A 15,231-nucleotide genomic window follows, 5' to 3' on the forward strand; every position below is an offset into this window, starting at 1 on the left:
TGAATGATGCCATCAAATCGCGGCGCTTTCGAGACCCCCGCGGGCCCCTAAAGTTCTCTACATCCGCTGCGCATGAGGCGCGGCATATGAAGGCTCCGAGCTTTGAGCACCGGGGCAGAAGGGTTCAGAGATGTTGAAGGTTCGCAAATCCCAGGAACGCGGTTATGCCGATCACGGCTGGCTGCGCTCCTTTCACAGCTTCTCCTTTGCGGGGTACTACGACCCTGCGTACATGGGGTGGGGCAACCTGCGCGTGATCAACGAGGATCGGGTCGCCGCCGGTGCCGGCTTCGGCACGCACGGCCACCGCGACATGGAGATCATCAGCTACGTCCTGTCGGGCGAGCTGGCGCACAAGGACAGCATGGGCAATGTCGAGTCGATCCCGCCGGGGGACGTGCAGCGCATGAGCGCGGGCCGCGGCGTGATGCACAGCGAGTTCAACCACAAGCCCGACGAGACCACGCACTTCCTGCAGATCTGGATCGAGCCCAACGTGCGCGGCATCGCGCCGGGCTACGAGCAGAAGGCCTTTCCGGATGCCGAGAAGCGAGGCCGGCTGCGCCTGGTGGCTTCGCCCGACGGTGCCGACGGTTCGGTGCTGGTGCATGCCGATGCGCGGCTGTACGCCGGGCTGTTCGACGGCGACGAGAAGGCCGAACTGGCGCTCGACCCGAAGCGCAAGAGCTACGTGCACCTCGTGAAGGGCGAGCTCGATGTCAACGGCACGAAGCTTGCGACCGGCGATGCCGCGCTGATCGAGGGCGAATCGCAACTCGCGCTCGGCGCCGGCAAGAATGCCGAGGTGCTGGTGTTCGACCTGGCCGCCTGAGACCGTCTGTTTTTCTTTCTTTTCATCAACCAGAGGAGTTTTTCCCATGTCCACCAGCACCACCACCGCATCGACCTTTGCCGCGCCAGCTACCGCGAGCGCGGCCCAGGACACGTTGGCCCTGATCGGGCGCGTGCTGATAGCGCTCTTGTTCGTTCCGGCCGGCTTCAGCAAGCTCACGGGCTTTGCCGGCGTTGTCGGCTACATCGGCTCGGTCGGCCTGCCGATGCCGCAGTTGGGCGCGGTGATCGCGATCGTCGTGGAGCTCGGCGTGGGCTTGATGTTCCTCGTCGGCTACAAGACCCGCATTGCTGCCGTCGTGCTCGCCGTGTTCACGGTCGCGGCCAGTGTCTTCTTCCACAACTACTGGGGCATGCCGGCCGACAAGGCCTTCGTGAACCAACTGATGTTCTTCAAGAACATCGCGGTGGCAGGCGGCCTGCTGGCGTTCGCTGCCTTCGGTGCCGGCCGCTTCAGCATCGACAAGCGCTGAAGAAGGTCGATCGCCAATAATCCCGCATGACCGACATCGTTGTTGTTTTTCATTCGGGGTACGGCCACACGCAGCGCATCGCGCAGGCGGTGGCCGATGGCGCGGAAGCCCGGCTGCTGCAGATCGACGCCGACGGCAACCTGCCGGCCGATGGCTGGGACCTGCTCGCCGCCGCCGACGCGATCATCATGGGCTCGCCCACCTACATGGGCGGTGTCAGCTGGCAATTCAAGAAGTTTGCCGATGCCTCCTCCAAGGTCTGGTTCGTCCAGGGCTGGAGGAACAAGCTCTTTGCCGGCTTCACCAACAGCGCCGCGATGAACGGCGACAAGGGCGCCGCGCTGACCTATCTGTGGCACCTGGCCAGCCAGCATGGCGGGTTGTGGGTGCCGATCGGCATGAAGCCGAGCAACGACAAGGCGGCGCGGCGCGATTCGATCAACTACGTCGGCGGCTACGGCGGCCTGCTGACCACGTCGCCGAGCGATGCCAGCCCGGCGGAAATGGCCAAGGGCGACCTCGAGACCGCCATCGCCTTCGGCGAGCACGTTGCCGAGGTGGCAGCATCACGGGGCCGGTCGCCGGCATGACCCACGGAGAACTAACCATGACCGAAGCACTGCTCCTCCAACCGCACGACAAGGACCTGGGCGGAGGCTTCAAGGTCCGCCGCCTGCTGCCAGCCGCCAAGCGGCGCTCGGTCGGCCCCTTCGTGTTCTTCGACCACTTCGGCCCGGCCACGGAGACGCCGGGCAAGGAGCACGACGTGCGGCCTCATCCGCACATCGGGCTGGCCACGGTCACGTACCTGTTCGAGGGCGCGATGATGCATCGCGACAGCCTGGGCGTCGTGCAGGAGATCCGGCCCGGCGCGATCAACTGGATGACGGCCGGGCGCGGCATCGTGCACTCCGAACGCAAGCCCGAGTCGCTGCTCGGTGCGACCTACGTCAACCACGGCCTGCAGCTCTGGGCCGCGCTGCCGCAGGCCTTCGAGGAGGTCGAGCCCGGCTTCTCGCACACCGCGGCCGACCAGATCCCGGCCGTCGAGGTGCAGGGCACGGCGGTGCGGGTGCTGGTGGGCGAGGCCTTCGGTGCGAGCTCGCCGGTCAAGACCTACTCGAAGACGCTTTACCTCGACCTGGCCCTGCCGGCCGGCGCACGCTTCGAGCTGCCTGCACTGGCGGATGAAATGGCGGTCTATGCCATCGACGGCGCCATCCGGCTCGATGGCGCAACGGTGGCGCAGCACCAGATGGCGGCCCTGCCGGACGGCCAGGGCGGCGTGCTCGAGGCGGACGCTGCGGTGCGCGTCGTGATCATCGGCGGCGAGCCGCTCGATGGCCCACGCTACATCACCTGGAACTTCGTCTCCAGCCGTCGCGAGCGCATCCTCGAAGCCGGCGACGCCTGGGCCGCGCAACGCATGGGCCAGGTGCCCGGCGAAACCGAGTTCATCCCGCTGCCGGGGCATCCGTTCCGGGTGCAGGGGCAGGAGCCGGACGTGAAGACCACGCCTGTCTGAATGCCGTGAAGGCGGGCTGTACGCTTCTCAGCCCTTGATCGCCAGGTCGGGATCTTCAGCGGCCCGAGCGCTTGCCCGGTTGGAGCGCGCGCTCAGATCCGGCGCCAGCGCCTCGCGGCCATCGAACACGAAGCACTCGCCGCGGTAGTGCGCGCCGCCCACCTGCTCGAAGTACTTGAGGATGCCGCCCTCGAGCTGGAGCACGTCGGCCAGGCCTTCCTCGCGCATCAGGATCGCGGCCTTCTCGCAGCGAATGCCGCCGGTGCAGAAGCTCACCACCGTCTTGCCGGCCAACTGCTCGCGATGCGTGCGCAAGGCCTTCGGGAATTCGGTGAACTTGCGGATGCGCCAGTCGATCGCGCCCACGAAGGTGCCGTGGTCCACCTCGAAGGCATTGCGCGTGTCGAGCAGCGCGATCGGCTTGCCCGCGTCGTCGTGCCCCTGGTCCAGCCAGCGCCTGAGCGTGGGTGCATCGACGCTGGGGGCTCGGCCGGCGGCGGGCTGGATGGCGGGATGATCCATGCGGATGATCTCGCGTTTGAGCTTGACCAGCATGCGCCGGAAGGGCTGCGCCTCGGACCAGCTCTTCTTGGCTTCGAGATCGGCAAAGCGTGCATCGGCACGCAGGCCATCGAGGAAGGAGTCCACCGCGGCGGCGGCGCCCGCGACGAACAGGTTGATGCCCTCTGGCGCCAGGAGGATGGTGCCCTTGAGCGCGAGCGCATGGGTGCGGGTGCGCAGCACCTCGCGCAGGGCCTCGGCGTCCTCGATGGCGACGAACTTGTAGGCCGCGATATTCAAAATCTCTTGCACGGGGGCGGATTGTAGGGATGACCAACTCACAGGGTGGAAGGGGGGCTTTCTACAATCGAGCCATGTTCGTTCACCTGCGCCTGCACACCGAGTTCTCCGTCGTCGACGGCACCAACCGCATCGATGAAGTCGTCAAGGCCGCCGCCGCCGACAAGCAGCCTGCGCTGGCGATCACCGACCTCAACAACATCTTCGGCGGCGTCAAGTTCTACAAGGAAGCTCGCGGCAAGGGCGTCAAGCCGGTGCTGGGCGCGGAGATCTTCGTCGACGGCCTGGGGACCGAGCCCGGCGCGCTGACGCGCATTGTGCTGCTGGTGCAGAACATGGAAGGCTACCTGCACCTGTCCGAGCTGCTGGCGCGCGCCTGGACACAGAACGTGGGCCGTGGCCAGGCGCAGGCAGTGTGCAAGCTGACATGGCTCGAAGAGCTGCAAGGCGGCCTGATCGCGCTGTCGGGCGCGCAGGCCGGACCGCTCGGTGCGCCGCTGCTGCAGGGCCAGGCCGAGCGCGCGGCCGAGGTCGCGTTGCAGCTCGCGGGCCTGTTCCCGCATCGCTTCTACATCGAGCTGCAGCGCGCCGGCCGGCCCGAGGACGAGCGGCACGTGGTGGCCGCGGTGCAGCTGGCCGCGCGCCTGAACCTGCCGGTGGTCGCCACCCACCCGGTGCAGTTCGCCACCGCCGAGGACTTCGAGGCGCACGAAGCGCGCGTGTGCATTTCCGAGGGCGAGATCCTCGGCAACGCGCGCCGCGTGCGCCGCTTCACGCCGCAGCAGTACTTCAAGTCGGCGGCCGAGATGGAGGCGCTCTTCGCCGACGTGCCGAGCGCGATCGCCAACACGGTGGAGATCGCCAAGCGCTGCAACCTCACGCTCACGCTGGGCAAGCCCCAGCTGCCGAACTTCCCGACGCCCAACGGCATGCCGATCGAGGAGTATTTCCGCGTCGCCTCCTACGACGGCCTGGAGGAGCGCCTCGAGCACCTGTACCCCGATGCCGCGAAGCGCGACGCCGAGCGCCCGCGCTACGTGGAACGGCTGGAGTTCGAGATCAACACCATCCTCAAGATGGGCTTCCCCGGCTATTTCCTGATCGTGGGCGACTTCATCAACTGGGCCAAGAAGAACGGCTGCCCGGTGGGCCCGGGCCGGGGCTCGGGCGCCGGCTCGCTGGTGGCCTACGCGCTGAAGATCACCGACCTGGATCCGCTCGAATACAAGCTGCTGTTCGAGCGCTTCCTGAACCCCGAGCGCGTCTCGATGCCCGACTTCGACATCGATTTCTGCCAGAGCAACCGCGACCGGGTGATCGACTATGTGAAGGACAAGTACGGCCGCGACGCCGTGAGCCAGATCGCGACCTTCGGCACCATGGCCGCGCGCGCCGCCATCCGCGACGTGGGCCGCGTACTCGACATGAGCTACACCTTCTGCGACGGCATCAGCAAGCTGATCCCGAACAAGCCGGGCATGTCGGTCACGCTGCAGTACCCGCCGGTGCCGAAGGTGGAGGGCGACAAGAACAACTACGCGATCGAGATGGAGCCGCAGCTCGCGGCGCGCATCGAGAAGGAGGAAGAGGTCCGCATGCTGGTCGAGCTCGCGCAGAAGCTCGAGGGCATGACACGCAACATCGGCATGCACGCGGGCGGCGTGCTGATCGCGCCGGGCAAGCTCACCGACTTCTGCCCGCTGTACCAGCAGCCGGGCAGCGACTCGGCCGTGAGCCAGTACGACAAGGACGACGTGGAGGCCATCGGCCTGGTGAAGTTCGACTTTCTGGGCCTGGCAACGCTGACCATCCTGGAGATCGCCAAGGAGTTCATCGTCAAGCGCCACAAGGGCCAGGAGAACTTCGCCTACGAGAACATCCGGCTCGACGACGCTGCCACCTACAGGCTTTTCTCCGAAGGCAAGACCGAGGCGGTGTTCCAGTTCGAATCGCGCGGCATGCAGGGCATGCTGAAGGACGCGCGGCCGACGCGGCTGGAAGACCTTATCGCGCTGAACGCGCTGTACCGCCCGGGCCCGATGGACCTGATCCCCAGCTTCGTCGCGCGCAAGCACGGCCGCGAGCCGGTGGAGTACCCGCATCCGCTGGTGGAGGAAATGCTCTCGGAAACCTACGGGATCATGGTCTACCAGGAACAGGTGATGCAGACCGCGCAGATCCTGGGCGGCTACTCGCTCGGCGGCGCCGACCTGCTGCGCCGCGCGATGGGCAAGAAGAAGGCCGAGGAGATGGCCGAGCACCGGCAGATCTTCCGCGCCGGCGCTGCCAAGAACGGCATCAGCCAGGACAAGGCCGACGAGATCTTCGACTTGATGGAGAAGTTCGCGGGCTACGGCTTCAACAAGTCGCACGCGGCGGCCTACTCGCTGCTGGCCTATCACACGGGCTGGCTCAAGGTCCACTACACGGCCGAGTTCTTCTGCGCCAACATGACCGTGGAAATGGACGACACCGACAAGCTGAAGGTGTTGTTCGAGGACGCGCAGAAGAACTTCGGCATGACCTTCGAGCCGCCGGACGTGAACCGGGGCAACTACCGCTTCGAGCCGGTGACCGACAAGGTGATCCGCTACGGCCTCGGCGCCGTCAAGGGCACCGGGCAGCTCGCGGTGGAGGCGGTGGTGCGGGCGCGGGAGGAGGGCGGGCCCTTCAAGAGCCTGTTCGACTTCTGCGTGCGGGTGGACCGCCAGCGCATCAACAAGCGCACGGTGGAAGCGCTGATCAAGGCCGGCGCCTTCGATTCCTTGCAGCAGAACCGGGCGGCGCTCGTGGCTTCCATCGATCGTGCCTTCGACTTCGCAGCGGCCACGGAGGCCAACGCGGCGCAGGTCGACATCTTCGGCGACTGCGAGCATGGCTCTGCCACGCAGGAGCCCGAGCTGGTCGACGCCACGCCCTGGGGCGTGAAGGAACGGCTGACGCTGGAGAAGACGGCCATCGGCTTCTACTTGTCGGGCCACCTGTTCGACGAGGTGGCGCACGAGGTGCGGCGCTTCTGCAAGCGCGAGATCGACGACCTGATCGACAGCCGCGAGCAACAGGTCATCGCCGGCATCGTGAGCGACTTCCGCGTGATCAATGGCCAGCGCGGGCGGCTGGCGATCTTCAAGCTGGACGACAAGTCTGCCTCCATCGAAGCCACGGCCGACGAGGCGCTGATCAACAACAACCGCAACACGCTGAAGGAAGACGAGCTGGTGATCGTGAGCGGGCGCCTGCAGCCCGGCCGCGGCGGCTTCGAGGCGCGCTTCCAGGTGCAGCAGGTGTGGGACTTGGCCACCGCCCGCTGCCGCTTCGGCAAGTTCCTGCGCGTGGCGGTCAACGGCAAGGCGCCCGACATCGCGCGGCTGGTGCGCGAGTTCCCGCCGCGGACCGAGCAGAGCGAACATGGCGAGCTGTTGCAGGGCTTGGGCGTGCGCCTGTCGATGGCGCGCGGCGGTGCACAGGTCGAATTGCAGCTGGGCGAGCGGGCGAAGTTCTTCCCGACCGATGCGGCGCTGGCGAGCTGGATGGCGCAGGCCGAGGCGGGCAAGGCTGCGATCGTGTACGAATAGGCTCTGCGCCCGGACGTTCTCTTTCAGAGGCTTCCGACCGGCGCGCCCGCCATGGACGCCCGCTCTACTACGCTCTACTGCGCACTACTGAGCGGTATCAGCGCTTCGGGCGCAGCGTAATGATCAGGCGGGGCGGCACGGTGCCGTCGACGTCGCGCGGCAGCTTCTCGGTCTTCTGCAGCGCGCGGAGGGCGGCCTCGTCCCAGTTCGACAGGCCGCTGCTCTTGACCAGCGCCGGCGTGCCGACGATGGTGCCGTCGGGCGCGAGGCGGACATCGAACTCTGCGCCTGGATTGCCGTTGACCAGGTCCGCCTCAGGGAACACCACGTTGGGCCGCACCGCCGCGGCGACCTTTCCGTTGTAGCTGCCCGAGGGGCCCGAGGAGCGCGCGGCATTGCCTTCGCCGCCGGTGCCGGCCATGGCCTGCATGCGCTTGAGCGTGGCGGCGCGGTCGGCTGCTGCCTGTGCGGCGGCCTTGGCTTCGGCTTCCTTCTTCTTGGCGGCTTCGGCCTCCTTCTTGGCCTCGGCTTCCTGCTTCTTCTTGGCCTCGGCCAGCTTCTGCTGCTGTTCCTTCTTGCGTTCGGCCTCTTCCTCGGCGCGCTCGCGCTCCTTCGCTTCCTGTTCCTTCTTTTCCTGTGCGGCCTTGCGGGCGGCCTCGAGTTTTTTCTGCTGCTGTTGCCGGGCCACTTCTTCTTCGCGCTCGCGCTCCTTCTGCTCCTTGAGCTTCTTCTCGCGTTCCAGGGCGATGTCGGGCTGCTTGGGTGGCGGAGGCGCGGGTTCCGGTGGCCGCGCGGCCTGTGGCGGCGGTGGCGGAGGGGGTGGCGGCGGTGCCGGCGTGGGGGCCGGGGCAGGTGCCGGCGGGGTCGGCGCAACGGCGCGCGGCGCTGCCTGCTGGATGGTCGAGGACCACAGCTCGGCCTCGACCGCGTCGTTCTCGGCCTCGCGCCGCCAGCTCACGCCCCAGGTCAGCGCAATGATCAGCAGCGCATGGGCGATCAGCGCCAGCAGCACTGCACGAAAGGTCCCGCGCTGCGGCGGCGGCGCGAACTCGGGGCGGTCGGCAGCCAGCGACATGGCTCAGCGGGTCCCCGTGGTCTGGACCGAGAGGCCGACGCGCTCGATGCCGCTGGCCTTGAGCTGGTTCATTGCCTTGACGACGGTCTCGTACTTGACGGACTTGTCGGCGCTGATGACGACCGGGCGCTGCGCATCGCCGCTCTGCGCGGTTCGCGCGGCGCTGCCGATCTGGGTCATCGGGATCGAGAGTGCGCCGGTGCCGGTGGACGGGTCCTTCTTGATCTGGATCTCGTCGTCGCTCTTGATCACGATCTCGACCGGCCGGTCGGGCTGCTTGTTGGCGCGGTCAACCGTGGGCAGGTTGATCACGCTCGGCGTGATCAGCGGCGCCGTGACCATGAAGATGATCAGCAGCACCAGCATGACGTCGATGAACGGGACCATGTTGATCTCGTTGATCGTTCGGCGGCCGCGGCCGCGGGAGGACATCGCTGGCATGGTGATTTCTCCGGCTGTCTGGCTGTGTGTCTGTCAGCGCACCGTGGCCGGGCCCATCTGGGATGGGTTGACGACGTGGGCCGTGAGGTTGCGTTGCAGGATGTTCGAGAACTCCTCGATGAAGGTCTCCAGGCCGATGGCGATCTTGTCGATCTCGCGGGCGAAGCGGTTGTAGGCAACCACGGCCGGGATGGCGGCGAACAGGCCGATCGCGGTGGCAACCAGCGCCTCGGCGATGCCGGGCGCCACGGTGGCGAGCGTGACCTGCGCCAGCGCGGCCAGGCCGGTGAAGGCATGCATGATCCCCCACACCGTGCCGAACAGGCCGACGTACGGCGAAACGGAGCCGACGGTGGCGAGGAACGACAGGTTCTGCTCCACGGCGTCGAGCTCGCGCTGGAAGCTCGCGCGCATCGCGCGGCGGGCGCCGTCGAGCAGCGTGCCGGCATCCGACACATGGCGCTCGCGCAGCTTCTGGTACTCGCGCATGCCGGAGGCGAAGATGCGCTCCATCGGGCCTGCGAACTTGGCGTGCTGGGCCGCCGAGGAGAACAGCTCGTTCAGGCTGGTGCCGGACCAGAACTCGCGCTCGAAGTCGTCGTTGAGCGAGCGCGTGCGCTTGAGCGAGAAGTACTTGCGGAAGATGGCCGCCCAGCTGGCGATCGACACCACGATCAGGAGCAGCACGACGAGCTGCACCGGAAGGCTGGCATGCAGCAGGAGGGAAAGGATCGAGAGTTCTTGATTCATGGCTTCTGAGGTTGAGACATGGAGCCCGCATAGCGCGCAAGGGTTCCCGAAACCTGCGCGGGGATGCGCGCGGGCCGCAGCGTGTCGGCGTGGACCCAGCCGATGCGGATCGTGCCCTCGCAGAGCACCGGGGCGTCGGCCGTCGGATCGGCGGCGGGGGTGCGTGCCGGCCGGGCCAACACGCGCTGGCCGATTATCAGGGACGCGGAGCCGATCTGGCGCAGCTCGGCGGTGACGAGCAGCTCATCGTCGAGCCGGGCGGGACGGTGGTACTTGAGCTGGGTCTCGCTGACCACGAAGATGCCACCGGTCTGCTCGCGCAGCGCGCGCTGCTCGATCCCCAGCGAGCGCAGCCATTCAGTGCGAGCGCGCTCCATGTACTTGAGGTAGTTGGCGTAGAACACGATCCCGCCGGCATCGGTGTCCTCCCAATAGACGCGGATCGGGAACGAAAAACTCATGCGGGAATGGCGGTGCCCGCCCAGGCCCGCAGGCGCTCCACCGATTCCTCGAGGTGTGCCATCGAGCTGGCCGTCGAGAAGCGGACGAAGCGAGCGGTCTGATCCGAGCCGAAGTCGCGGCCGGGCGTGATGGCGAGATGTGCCTTTTTCATCGCCTCGAAGGCAAAGTCCCAGCTGTTGGCAATGCCCAGGCGCTCGCCGAATGCGGAGCAGTCGGCCCAGGCATAGAAGGCGCCGTCGGGCACCACCGGCACGTGAAGTCCCAAGGCCTCCAGCTGCGGGATGAACCAGTCGCGCCGCGCCTTGAACTCGGCGCGGCGGCGCTCGTATTCGGCGATGCTCGCGGGCTCGAAGCAGGCCAGGGCGGCGTGCTGCGAGACCGTGCTGGCGCAGATGAAGAGGTTCTGCGCCAGCCGCTCGACCACCGGCACCAGTGCCTCGGGCACCACCAGCCAGCCCAGGCGCCAGCCGGTCATGCTGAAGTACTTGCTGAAGCTGTTGATGCTGATGATCTGGTCATCGATGCCGAGCGCGCTCTGGCCGAAGGTCTCGTCGTAAGACAGGCCGAGATAGATCTCGTCGATCAGCGTGATGCCGCCGCGCCGCGTCACCACCTCGTGGATGCGGCGCAGCTCGCCCGGCTCTATCGAGGTGCCGGTCGGGTTGGAGGGCGAGGCCAGCAGCACGCCGCGCGTGCGCTCGGTCCAGGCGGCCTCGACCTTGGCGGCGCTGAGCTGGAAGCGTTCCTCGGCGGTGGTCGGGATCAGCACCGCACGGCCTTCGGCAGCGCTCACGAACTGGCGATTGCAGGGATAGCTGGGGTCGGGCAGCAGGATCTCGTCGCCGGTTTCGATCAGCGCCAGGCAGGCCAGCTGCAGCGCGGCCGACGCGCCGGCGGTGACGACGATGCGGCGCGCAGGCACGTCGACGTTGAAGCGCTCGCGGTACCAGCCGCTGATGCGCTCGCGCAGGACCTCGAGTCCGGTCGCGTGGGTGTACTGGGTAGCGCCTGCCCGCACGGCGCGCAGGGCGGCTTCCTGCACAGGCAGCGGCGCGGTGAAGTCGGGCTCGCCGATGTTCAGGAAGATCATCGGCCGATCGGTGTGCGCGACCTCGCGTGCCAGTGCGGAGGCCGCCTTGGCGACCTCCATCACGTAGAAGGGCTCGATGCGCTCGGCGCGCTTCGAAATTTTCATAAGGCCCCCACGCTCGCCACTGGCGTGACATCGCTGTCCCCCGAGGGGGCGGTCGCTTGCCTGGTCCGGCCCGGCGCTGCGTTCATGGCCTGGCCTTGCCGCTCGCGCGGTCGGCTTCGACTTCGGCGGGGCGCAACTGCGGCGCGAGGCCGTTGAGCACCGCGTTCACGTACTTGTGGCCGTCGGTGCCGCCGAATTCCTTGGCCAGCTCGATGCACTCGTTGAGCACCACGCGCCAGGGCACGTCGAGGCAGTTCTGGAACTCGTAGACGCCGATCCACATCACGGCATGCTCGATGGGGGAGATCTCCTCCAGCTTGCGGTCGAGCAGGGGCACGATCAGCGCATCGAGCTCTTGCGCGGAGGCAATCGCGCCGTGCAGCAGGGCGTCGTAGTGGGCCGCGTCCGCCTTGTGGAAGCCGGCCAGGTCACGGGTGAACTGGTCGATGGAAGCGGCGTCGTTGCGCCCCACCAGGTGCTGGTAGAGCGCCTGCAGTGCGAACTCGCGCGCGCGGCTGCGGGTTGATTTGGCGGAGGCCTTGCGGGCGCCGGTGCTGGTGAGCCCCGGGCGCGACGGGCGCGGCCGCTCGCCGCTGGTCTTGATGTCGTCGGTCATGAAAGAGAAGTCAGGGCCTGTTGGCGGACCCGAGCAACCGCGCCATCTCGACCGCCACGCGTGCCGCGTCGCGGCCCTTGTCGGTCTGGCGGGCCAGTGCCTGTTCGAGGCTCTCGGTGGTAAGGATCGCGTTGGCGACCGGAATGCGATAGTCGAGCGCGATGCGGCTCACGCCGGCCCCGGATTCGTTGGCCACCAGCTCGAAATGGTAGGTCTCGCCGCGGATGATGCAGCCCAGCGCGACCAGTGCGTGGTACCGATTGCGTTCGGCCAGGGCCTGCAGCGCGAGAGGCACTTCGAGCGCGCCCGGCACGCTCACCCGGTCGATGTCCTCGGCCTCCACCCCCAGCTGCGCGAGCTCGCCGAGGCAGGCCGTCGCCAGCGCGTCGGTGATGTCCTCGTTGAAGCGCGCCTGCACGATGCCGATGCGCAGGCCTTTTCCGTCGAGCGTGACGGCGCCGCCCTTGTTCGCGTCCTGCATCAGTGTTCCTGCCTTGCCTGGTTGTGGGTCATTGTTCGTCCTTGCTGAGGTAGCCGGCGATCTCCAGGCCGTAGCCTGCCGCCATGCTGGGCATGCGGCGCGGCGTGCCCAGGAGGTTCATCCGGTGCACGCCGCACTCGCGCAGGATCTGCGCGCCGATGCCGTAGCTGCGCAGGTCCATGCGGCCGCGCTCGGGCGCCTGGGCCGGCCGTGCCGTGCCATCGAATTGCGACAGCAGCTCGGCGCCGGTCTCGCCGCAGTTGAGCAGCACGGCCACGCCCTTGCCCTCGGCCGCGATGTGCGCCAGGCTGGCATCGAGGCTCCAGGAGTGCAGCGAGCGGTTGACTTCCAGTGCGTCCAGCACCGAGAGCGGCTCGTGCACGCGCACATCCACCGTGTCGCCCGCATTCCACTTGCCGCGCACCAGCGCCAGGTGCACGCCCTTGCTGGGCTTGTCGCGGAAGGCATGGGCGGTGAACCAGCCCCAGGCGGTGTGGATCTCGCGACAGCCGACCTTCTCGATCAGCGATTCGGTGCGGCTGCGATGCTCGATCAGCGCGGCGATGGTGCCGATCTTGAGCCCGTGTTCGGCCGCGAAGAGCTGCAGGTCGGGCAGGCGGGCCATCGTGCCGTCCTCGTTCATGACCTCGCAGATCACGGAGGCCGGCGAGCAGCCGGCCATGGCGGCGAGGTCGCAACCGGCCTCGGTATGGCCAGCGCGCATCAGCACGCCGCCGTCGACCGCCTGCAGCGGGAAGATGTGGCCGGGCTGGACCAGGTCGGCAGCGACCGCATTGGGCGCGACGGCCGCCTGCACCGTACGCGCGCGGTCGGCGGCCGAGATGCCGGTGGTCACGCCCTCGGCCGCCTCGATAGAGACGGTGAAGGCGGTCGAATGCTTGGCGCCGTTGCGCGCCACCATCGGCGGCAGCTGCAGCCGCTCGCACATCTCGCGCGAGAGGGTGAGGCAGATCAGGCCGCGGGCATGCCGGGCCATGAAGTTGATCGCCTCGGGCGTGATGTGGTCGGCCGCGATGACGATGTCGCCTTCGTTCTCGCGGTCTTCCTCGTCGACCAGGATCACCATGCGGCCGGCGCGCAGCTCGGCGACGATCTCCTCGATCGGCGAAATGGGGGCGGGCGCCCGTCCGCTGCGGGGGGCGGGCATCGGGCTCACGGAAGCGTTCATGGCGTGGGGTCCTTGGGGGTGGCGGGCAGGGCGCCAGCCTGGAGCATGCGCTCGACGTAGCGTGCGACGGTGTCGATCTCGAGGTTCACGCGGCTGCCGGCCTCGAGGCCGCCGAGGGCGGTGTTCTCGACCGTGTGGGGGATGAGGTTGATGCTGATCTCGCTGCCGTCGGGGCCGTCGCTCACGCTGTTGACGGTGAGGCTCACGCCGTTGACGGTGATCGAGCCCTTGTACGCGAGGAATCGGGCCAGGGCTTGCGGCGCCAGCACCCGCAGTTCCCAGCTTTCGCCCACGGGGGCGAAGCGGCTGACGATGCCGATGCCGTCGACATGGCCGGAAACGATGTGGCCGCCCAGGCGGTCGCTGGCTCGCAAGGCCTTCTCGAGGTTGACCCGGCTGCCGGGCTCGGCAAGGCCGGCCGTCTTGTCGAGCGATTCGGCCGAGATGTCGATGGTGAAGAGGTTCTGCGCTGGATCGAGGGAGGTGACGGTCATGCAGGCGCCATTGAGCGCGATGCTGTCGCCCAGGCCCACGTCGTCGAGATAGCCGGCTGGCGCCGCAATGCCGAGCCGCTTGCCGTGGGAAGAAGAGCTGCCGAGGTCGTGGACGGCGGCGATGCGCCCCACGCCGGTAATGATTCCGGTGAACATCGCGGCATTTTCGCAGAGATGCGAGGCCGCCTCGGGAAGGCGGGCTAGAAGCGGTCCCGGTCGGCGATACGGGCGACGATCCGGAGGTCCGGGCCGACGGCCTCGAAGGACTTGAATTCGAGGCCCAGGGCCTGGTCCAGCCGCGTCAGGGCACCGGCGGCATGGGGCTGGTTCGCGATGCCCAGGCCCTCGCCGATGAGCTTGGGGGCGAGGTAGAGCAGCAGTTCGTCGACCAGCCCCTCGCGCATGAGCGAGCCGTTGAGCTTGTGGCCTGCCTCGACGTGCAGCTCATTGACTTCGCGCAGCGCGAGGTCGCGCAGCATGGCCGCGAGGTCGACCTTGCCTTGCGGGTTGGCGAGGTAGCGGACGATGGCGCCCTGCGCTTCGAGGGCTGCCTGGGCCGGCGCGTTGGGGGTGGCCGCATAGATCCAGACCGGCCGGGCTGGCTCGAAGAGGCGCGCGGTGGGCGGCGTCTGCAGCTGGCTGTCGACCACAACCAGCGGCGGCTGGCGCGGCGCCTCGACCAGGCGCACATCGAGGCGCGGATCGTCCTCGAGCACGGTGCCGACGCCCGTGAGCACGGCACCGGCGCGCGCGCGCCAGGCATGGCCATCGGTGCGGGCGGCTTCAGAGGTGATCCATTGGCTGGTCCCGTCGGCCAGGGCGGTCTTGCCATCCAGCGAGGCGGCGACCTTGAGCCGGACCCACGGGGTCTTGCGGATCATGCGGCTGAAGAAGCCGATGTTGAGTTCGCGCGCTTCCTCGGCGCCGGGGCCCACCTCGACTTCGACGCCGGCGGCGCGCAGGCGCTCGAAGCCCTGGCCGGCGACCAGCGGGTTGGGGTCGGTGAGCGAGGCGACGACCTTGCGGATGCCAGCGGCGACCAGGGCGTCGCAGCAGGGGCCGGTGCGGCCATGGTGGGAACAGGGCTCGAGGGTGACGTAGGCGGTGGCGCCGACGACGGAATGGCCTTGAGCCGCGGCATCACGCAAGGCCATGATTTCGGCGTGGGGGCCACCAGCGGATTGGGTGTGACCCACCCCGACGATTTGTCCGTCTGGTGCGCAGATGACGCAGCCTACGCGCGGATTGGGGTCTGACAGGGCGGTGGCATCAGCGCTCAGGTCCAGCGCCAGACGCATTGCT

16 protein-coding genes are annotated in these 15,231 nt (G+C 68.0%); 5 read left to right on the forward strand and 11 right to left on the reverse strand.

The window, feature by feature from the left end:
- The first annotated feature begins 130 nt into the window (after positions 1 to 130).
- Genes ACMGEZ_RS05260 through ACMGEZ_RS05275 form a run of 4 tightly spaced genes read left to right on the forward strand, consistent with a single transcriptional unit; the run spans position 131 to position 2,850 of the window.
- Positions 131 to 832 carry a pirin family protein gene (locus tag ACMGEZ_RS05260; protein WP_436821191.1) on the forward strand — a complete coding sequence of 234 codons (702 nt, stop codon included), beginning with the start codon at positions 131 to 133 and terminating at the stop codon, positions 830 to 832.
- 46 nt (positions 833 to 878) lie between these two features.
- On the forward strand, positions 879 to 1,325 hold the full coding sequence (locus ACMGEZ_RS05265; RefSeq protein ID WP_436821192.1) for a DoxX family protein: 447 nt from the start codon (positions 879 to 881) through the stop codon (positions 1,323 to 1,325).
- 26 nt (positions 1,326 to 1,351) lie between these two features.
- Positions 1,352 to 1,915, forward strand: a complete 564-nt coding sequence (locus ACMGEZ_RS05270; protein WP_436821193.1) for a flavodoxin family protein — start codon at positions 1,352 to 1,354, stop codon at positions 1,913 to 1,915.
- Positions 1,916 to 1,932: 17 nt separating this feature from the next.
- The gene (locus ACMGEZ_RS05275; protein ID WP_436821194.1) at positions 1,933 to 2,850 is read left to right on the forward strand and encodes a pirin family protein; all 918 of its coding nucleotides are present in this window, start codon (positions 1,933 to 1,935) and stop codon (positions 2,848 to 2,850) included.
- Between the two features lie 27 nt (positions 2,851 to 2,877).
- Here ACMGEZ_RS05275 and ACMGEZ_RS05280 read toward each other — a convergent pair whose 3' ends face one another.
- Positions 2,878 to 3,663 (reverse strand): sulfurtransferase, encoded by a 786-nt coding sequence (locus ACMGEZ_RS05280; RefSeq protein ID WP_436821195.1) that lies wholly within the window; start codon positions 3,661 to 3,663, stop codon positions 2,878 to 2,880.
- Positions 3,664 to 3,725: 62 nt separating this feature from the next.
- Between ACMGEZ_RS05280 and dnaE the strand changes: the two genes are divergently transcribed.
- The gene (gene dnaE / locus ACMGEZ_RS05285) at positions 3,726 to 7,226 is read left to right on the forward strand and encodes a DNA polymerase III subunit alpha (protein WP_436821196.1); all 3,501 of its coding nucleotides are present in this window, start codon (positions 3,726 to 3,728) and stop codon (positions 7,224 to 7,226) included.
- Between the two features lie 97 nt (positions 7,227 to 7,323).
- On the opposite strand, the gene tolA is transcribed toward dnaE, so the two are convergent.
- The 10 genes from tolA to ribD form a co-directional block, all read right to left on the reverse strand.
- Entirely contained in the window at positions 7,324 to 8,301 is a 978-nt protein-coding gene (tolA, locus tag ACMGEZ_RS05290) for a cell envelope integrity protein TolA (protein WP_436821197.1), read from the reverse strand.
- A 3-nt stretch (positions 8,302 to 8,304) separates the two neighbouring features.
- Positions 8,305 to 8,742 (reverse strand): biopolymer transporter ExbD, encoded by a 438-nt coding sequence (locus ACMGEZ_RS05295; protein ID WP_162575039.1) that lies wholly within the window; start codon positions 8,740 to 8,742, stop codon positions 8,305 to 8,307.
- Positions 8,743 to 8,775: 33 nt separating this feature from the next.
- Positions 8,776 to 9,492, reverse strand: coding sequence for a protein TolQ (gene tolQ / locus ACMGEZ_RS05300; protein WP_436821198.1), 717 nt, complete (start codon positions 9,490 to 9,492; stop codon positions 8,776 to 8,778).
- Positions 9,489 to 9,953 carry a tol-pal system-associated acyl-CoA thioesterase gene (gene ybgC / locus ACMGEZ_RS05305; protein WP_436821199.1) on the reverse strand — a complete coding sequence of 155 codons (465 nt, stop codon included), beginning with the start codon at positions 9,951 to 9,953 and terminating at the stop codon, positions 9,489 to 9,491. The genes tolQ and ybgC overlap by 4 nt, the downstream gene beginning before the upstream one ends.
- On the reverse strand, positions 9,950 to 11,149 hold the full coding sequence (locus tag ACMGEZ_RS05310; protein ID WP_436821200.1) for a pyridoxal phosphate-dependent aminotransferase: 1,200 nt from the start codon (positions 11,147 to 11,149) through the stop codon (positions 9,950 to 9,952). Before ACMGEZ_RS05310 ends, ybgC begins: the two co-directional genes overlap by 4 nt.
- Positions 11,150 to 11,231: 82 nt before the next feature.
- The gene (nusB, locus tag ACMGEZ_RS05315) at positions 11,232 to 11,765 is read right to left on the reverse strand and encodes a transcription antitermination factor NusB (RefSeq protein WP_436821201.1); all 534 of its coding nucleotides are present in this window, start codon (positions 11,763 to 11,765) and stop codon (positions 11,232 to 11,234) included.
- A 10-nt stretch (positions 11,766 to 11,775) separates the two neighbouring features.
- Complete coding sequence (gene ribH / locus ACMGEZ_RS05320; RefSeq protein ID WP_436821202.1) at positions 11,776 to 12,246, reverse strand: 6,7-dimethyl-8-ribityllumazine synthase; 471 nt, start codon at positions 12,244 to 12,246, stop codon at positions 11,776 to 11,778.
- Positions 12,247 to 12,274: 28 nt separating this feature from the next.
- Positions 12,275 to 13,435 (reverse strand): bifunctional 3,4-dihydroxy-2-butanone-4-phosphate synthase/GTP cyclohydrolase II, encoded by a 1,161-nt coding sequence (gene ribBA, locus ACMGEZ_RS05325; protein WP_436821203.1) that lies wholly within the window; start codon positions 13,433 to 13,435, stop codon positions 12,275 to 12,277.
- Entirely contained in the window at positions 13,432 to 14,085 is a 654-nt protein-coding gene (locus ACMGEZ_RS05330) for a riboflavin synthase (protein WP_436821204.1), read from the reverse strand. The genes ribBA and ACMGEZ_RS05330 overlap by 4 nt, the downstream gene beginning before the upstream one ends.
- 44 nt (positions 14,086 to 14,129) lie before the next feature.
- Positions 14,130 to 15,227, reverse strand: a complete 1,098-nt coding sequence (ribD, locus tag ACMGEZ_RS05335) for a bifunctional diaminohydroxyphosphoribosylaminopyrimidine deaminase/5-amino-6-(5-phosphoribosylamino)uracil reductase RibD (RefSeq protein ID WP_436821205.1) — start codon at positions 15,225 to 15,227, stop codon at positions 14,130 to 14,132.
- Between the last annotated feature and the right edge of the window lie 4 nt (positions 15,228 to 15,231).

This window comes from Variovorax stachyos (genome assembly GCF_051400855.1).
GTDB lineage: Bacteria > Pseudomonadota > Gammaproteobacteria > Burkholderiales > Burkholderiaceae_C > Variovorax.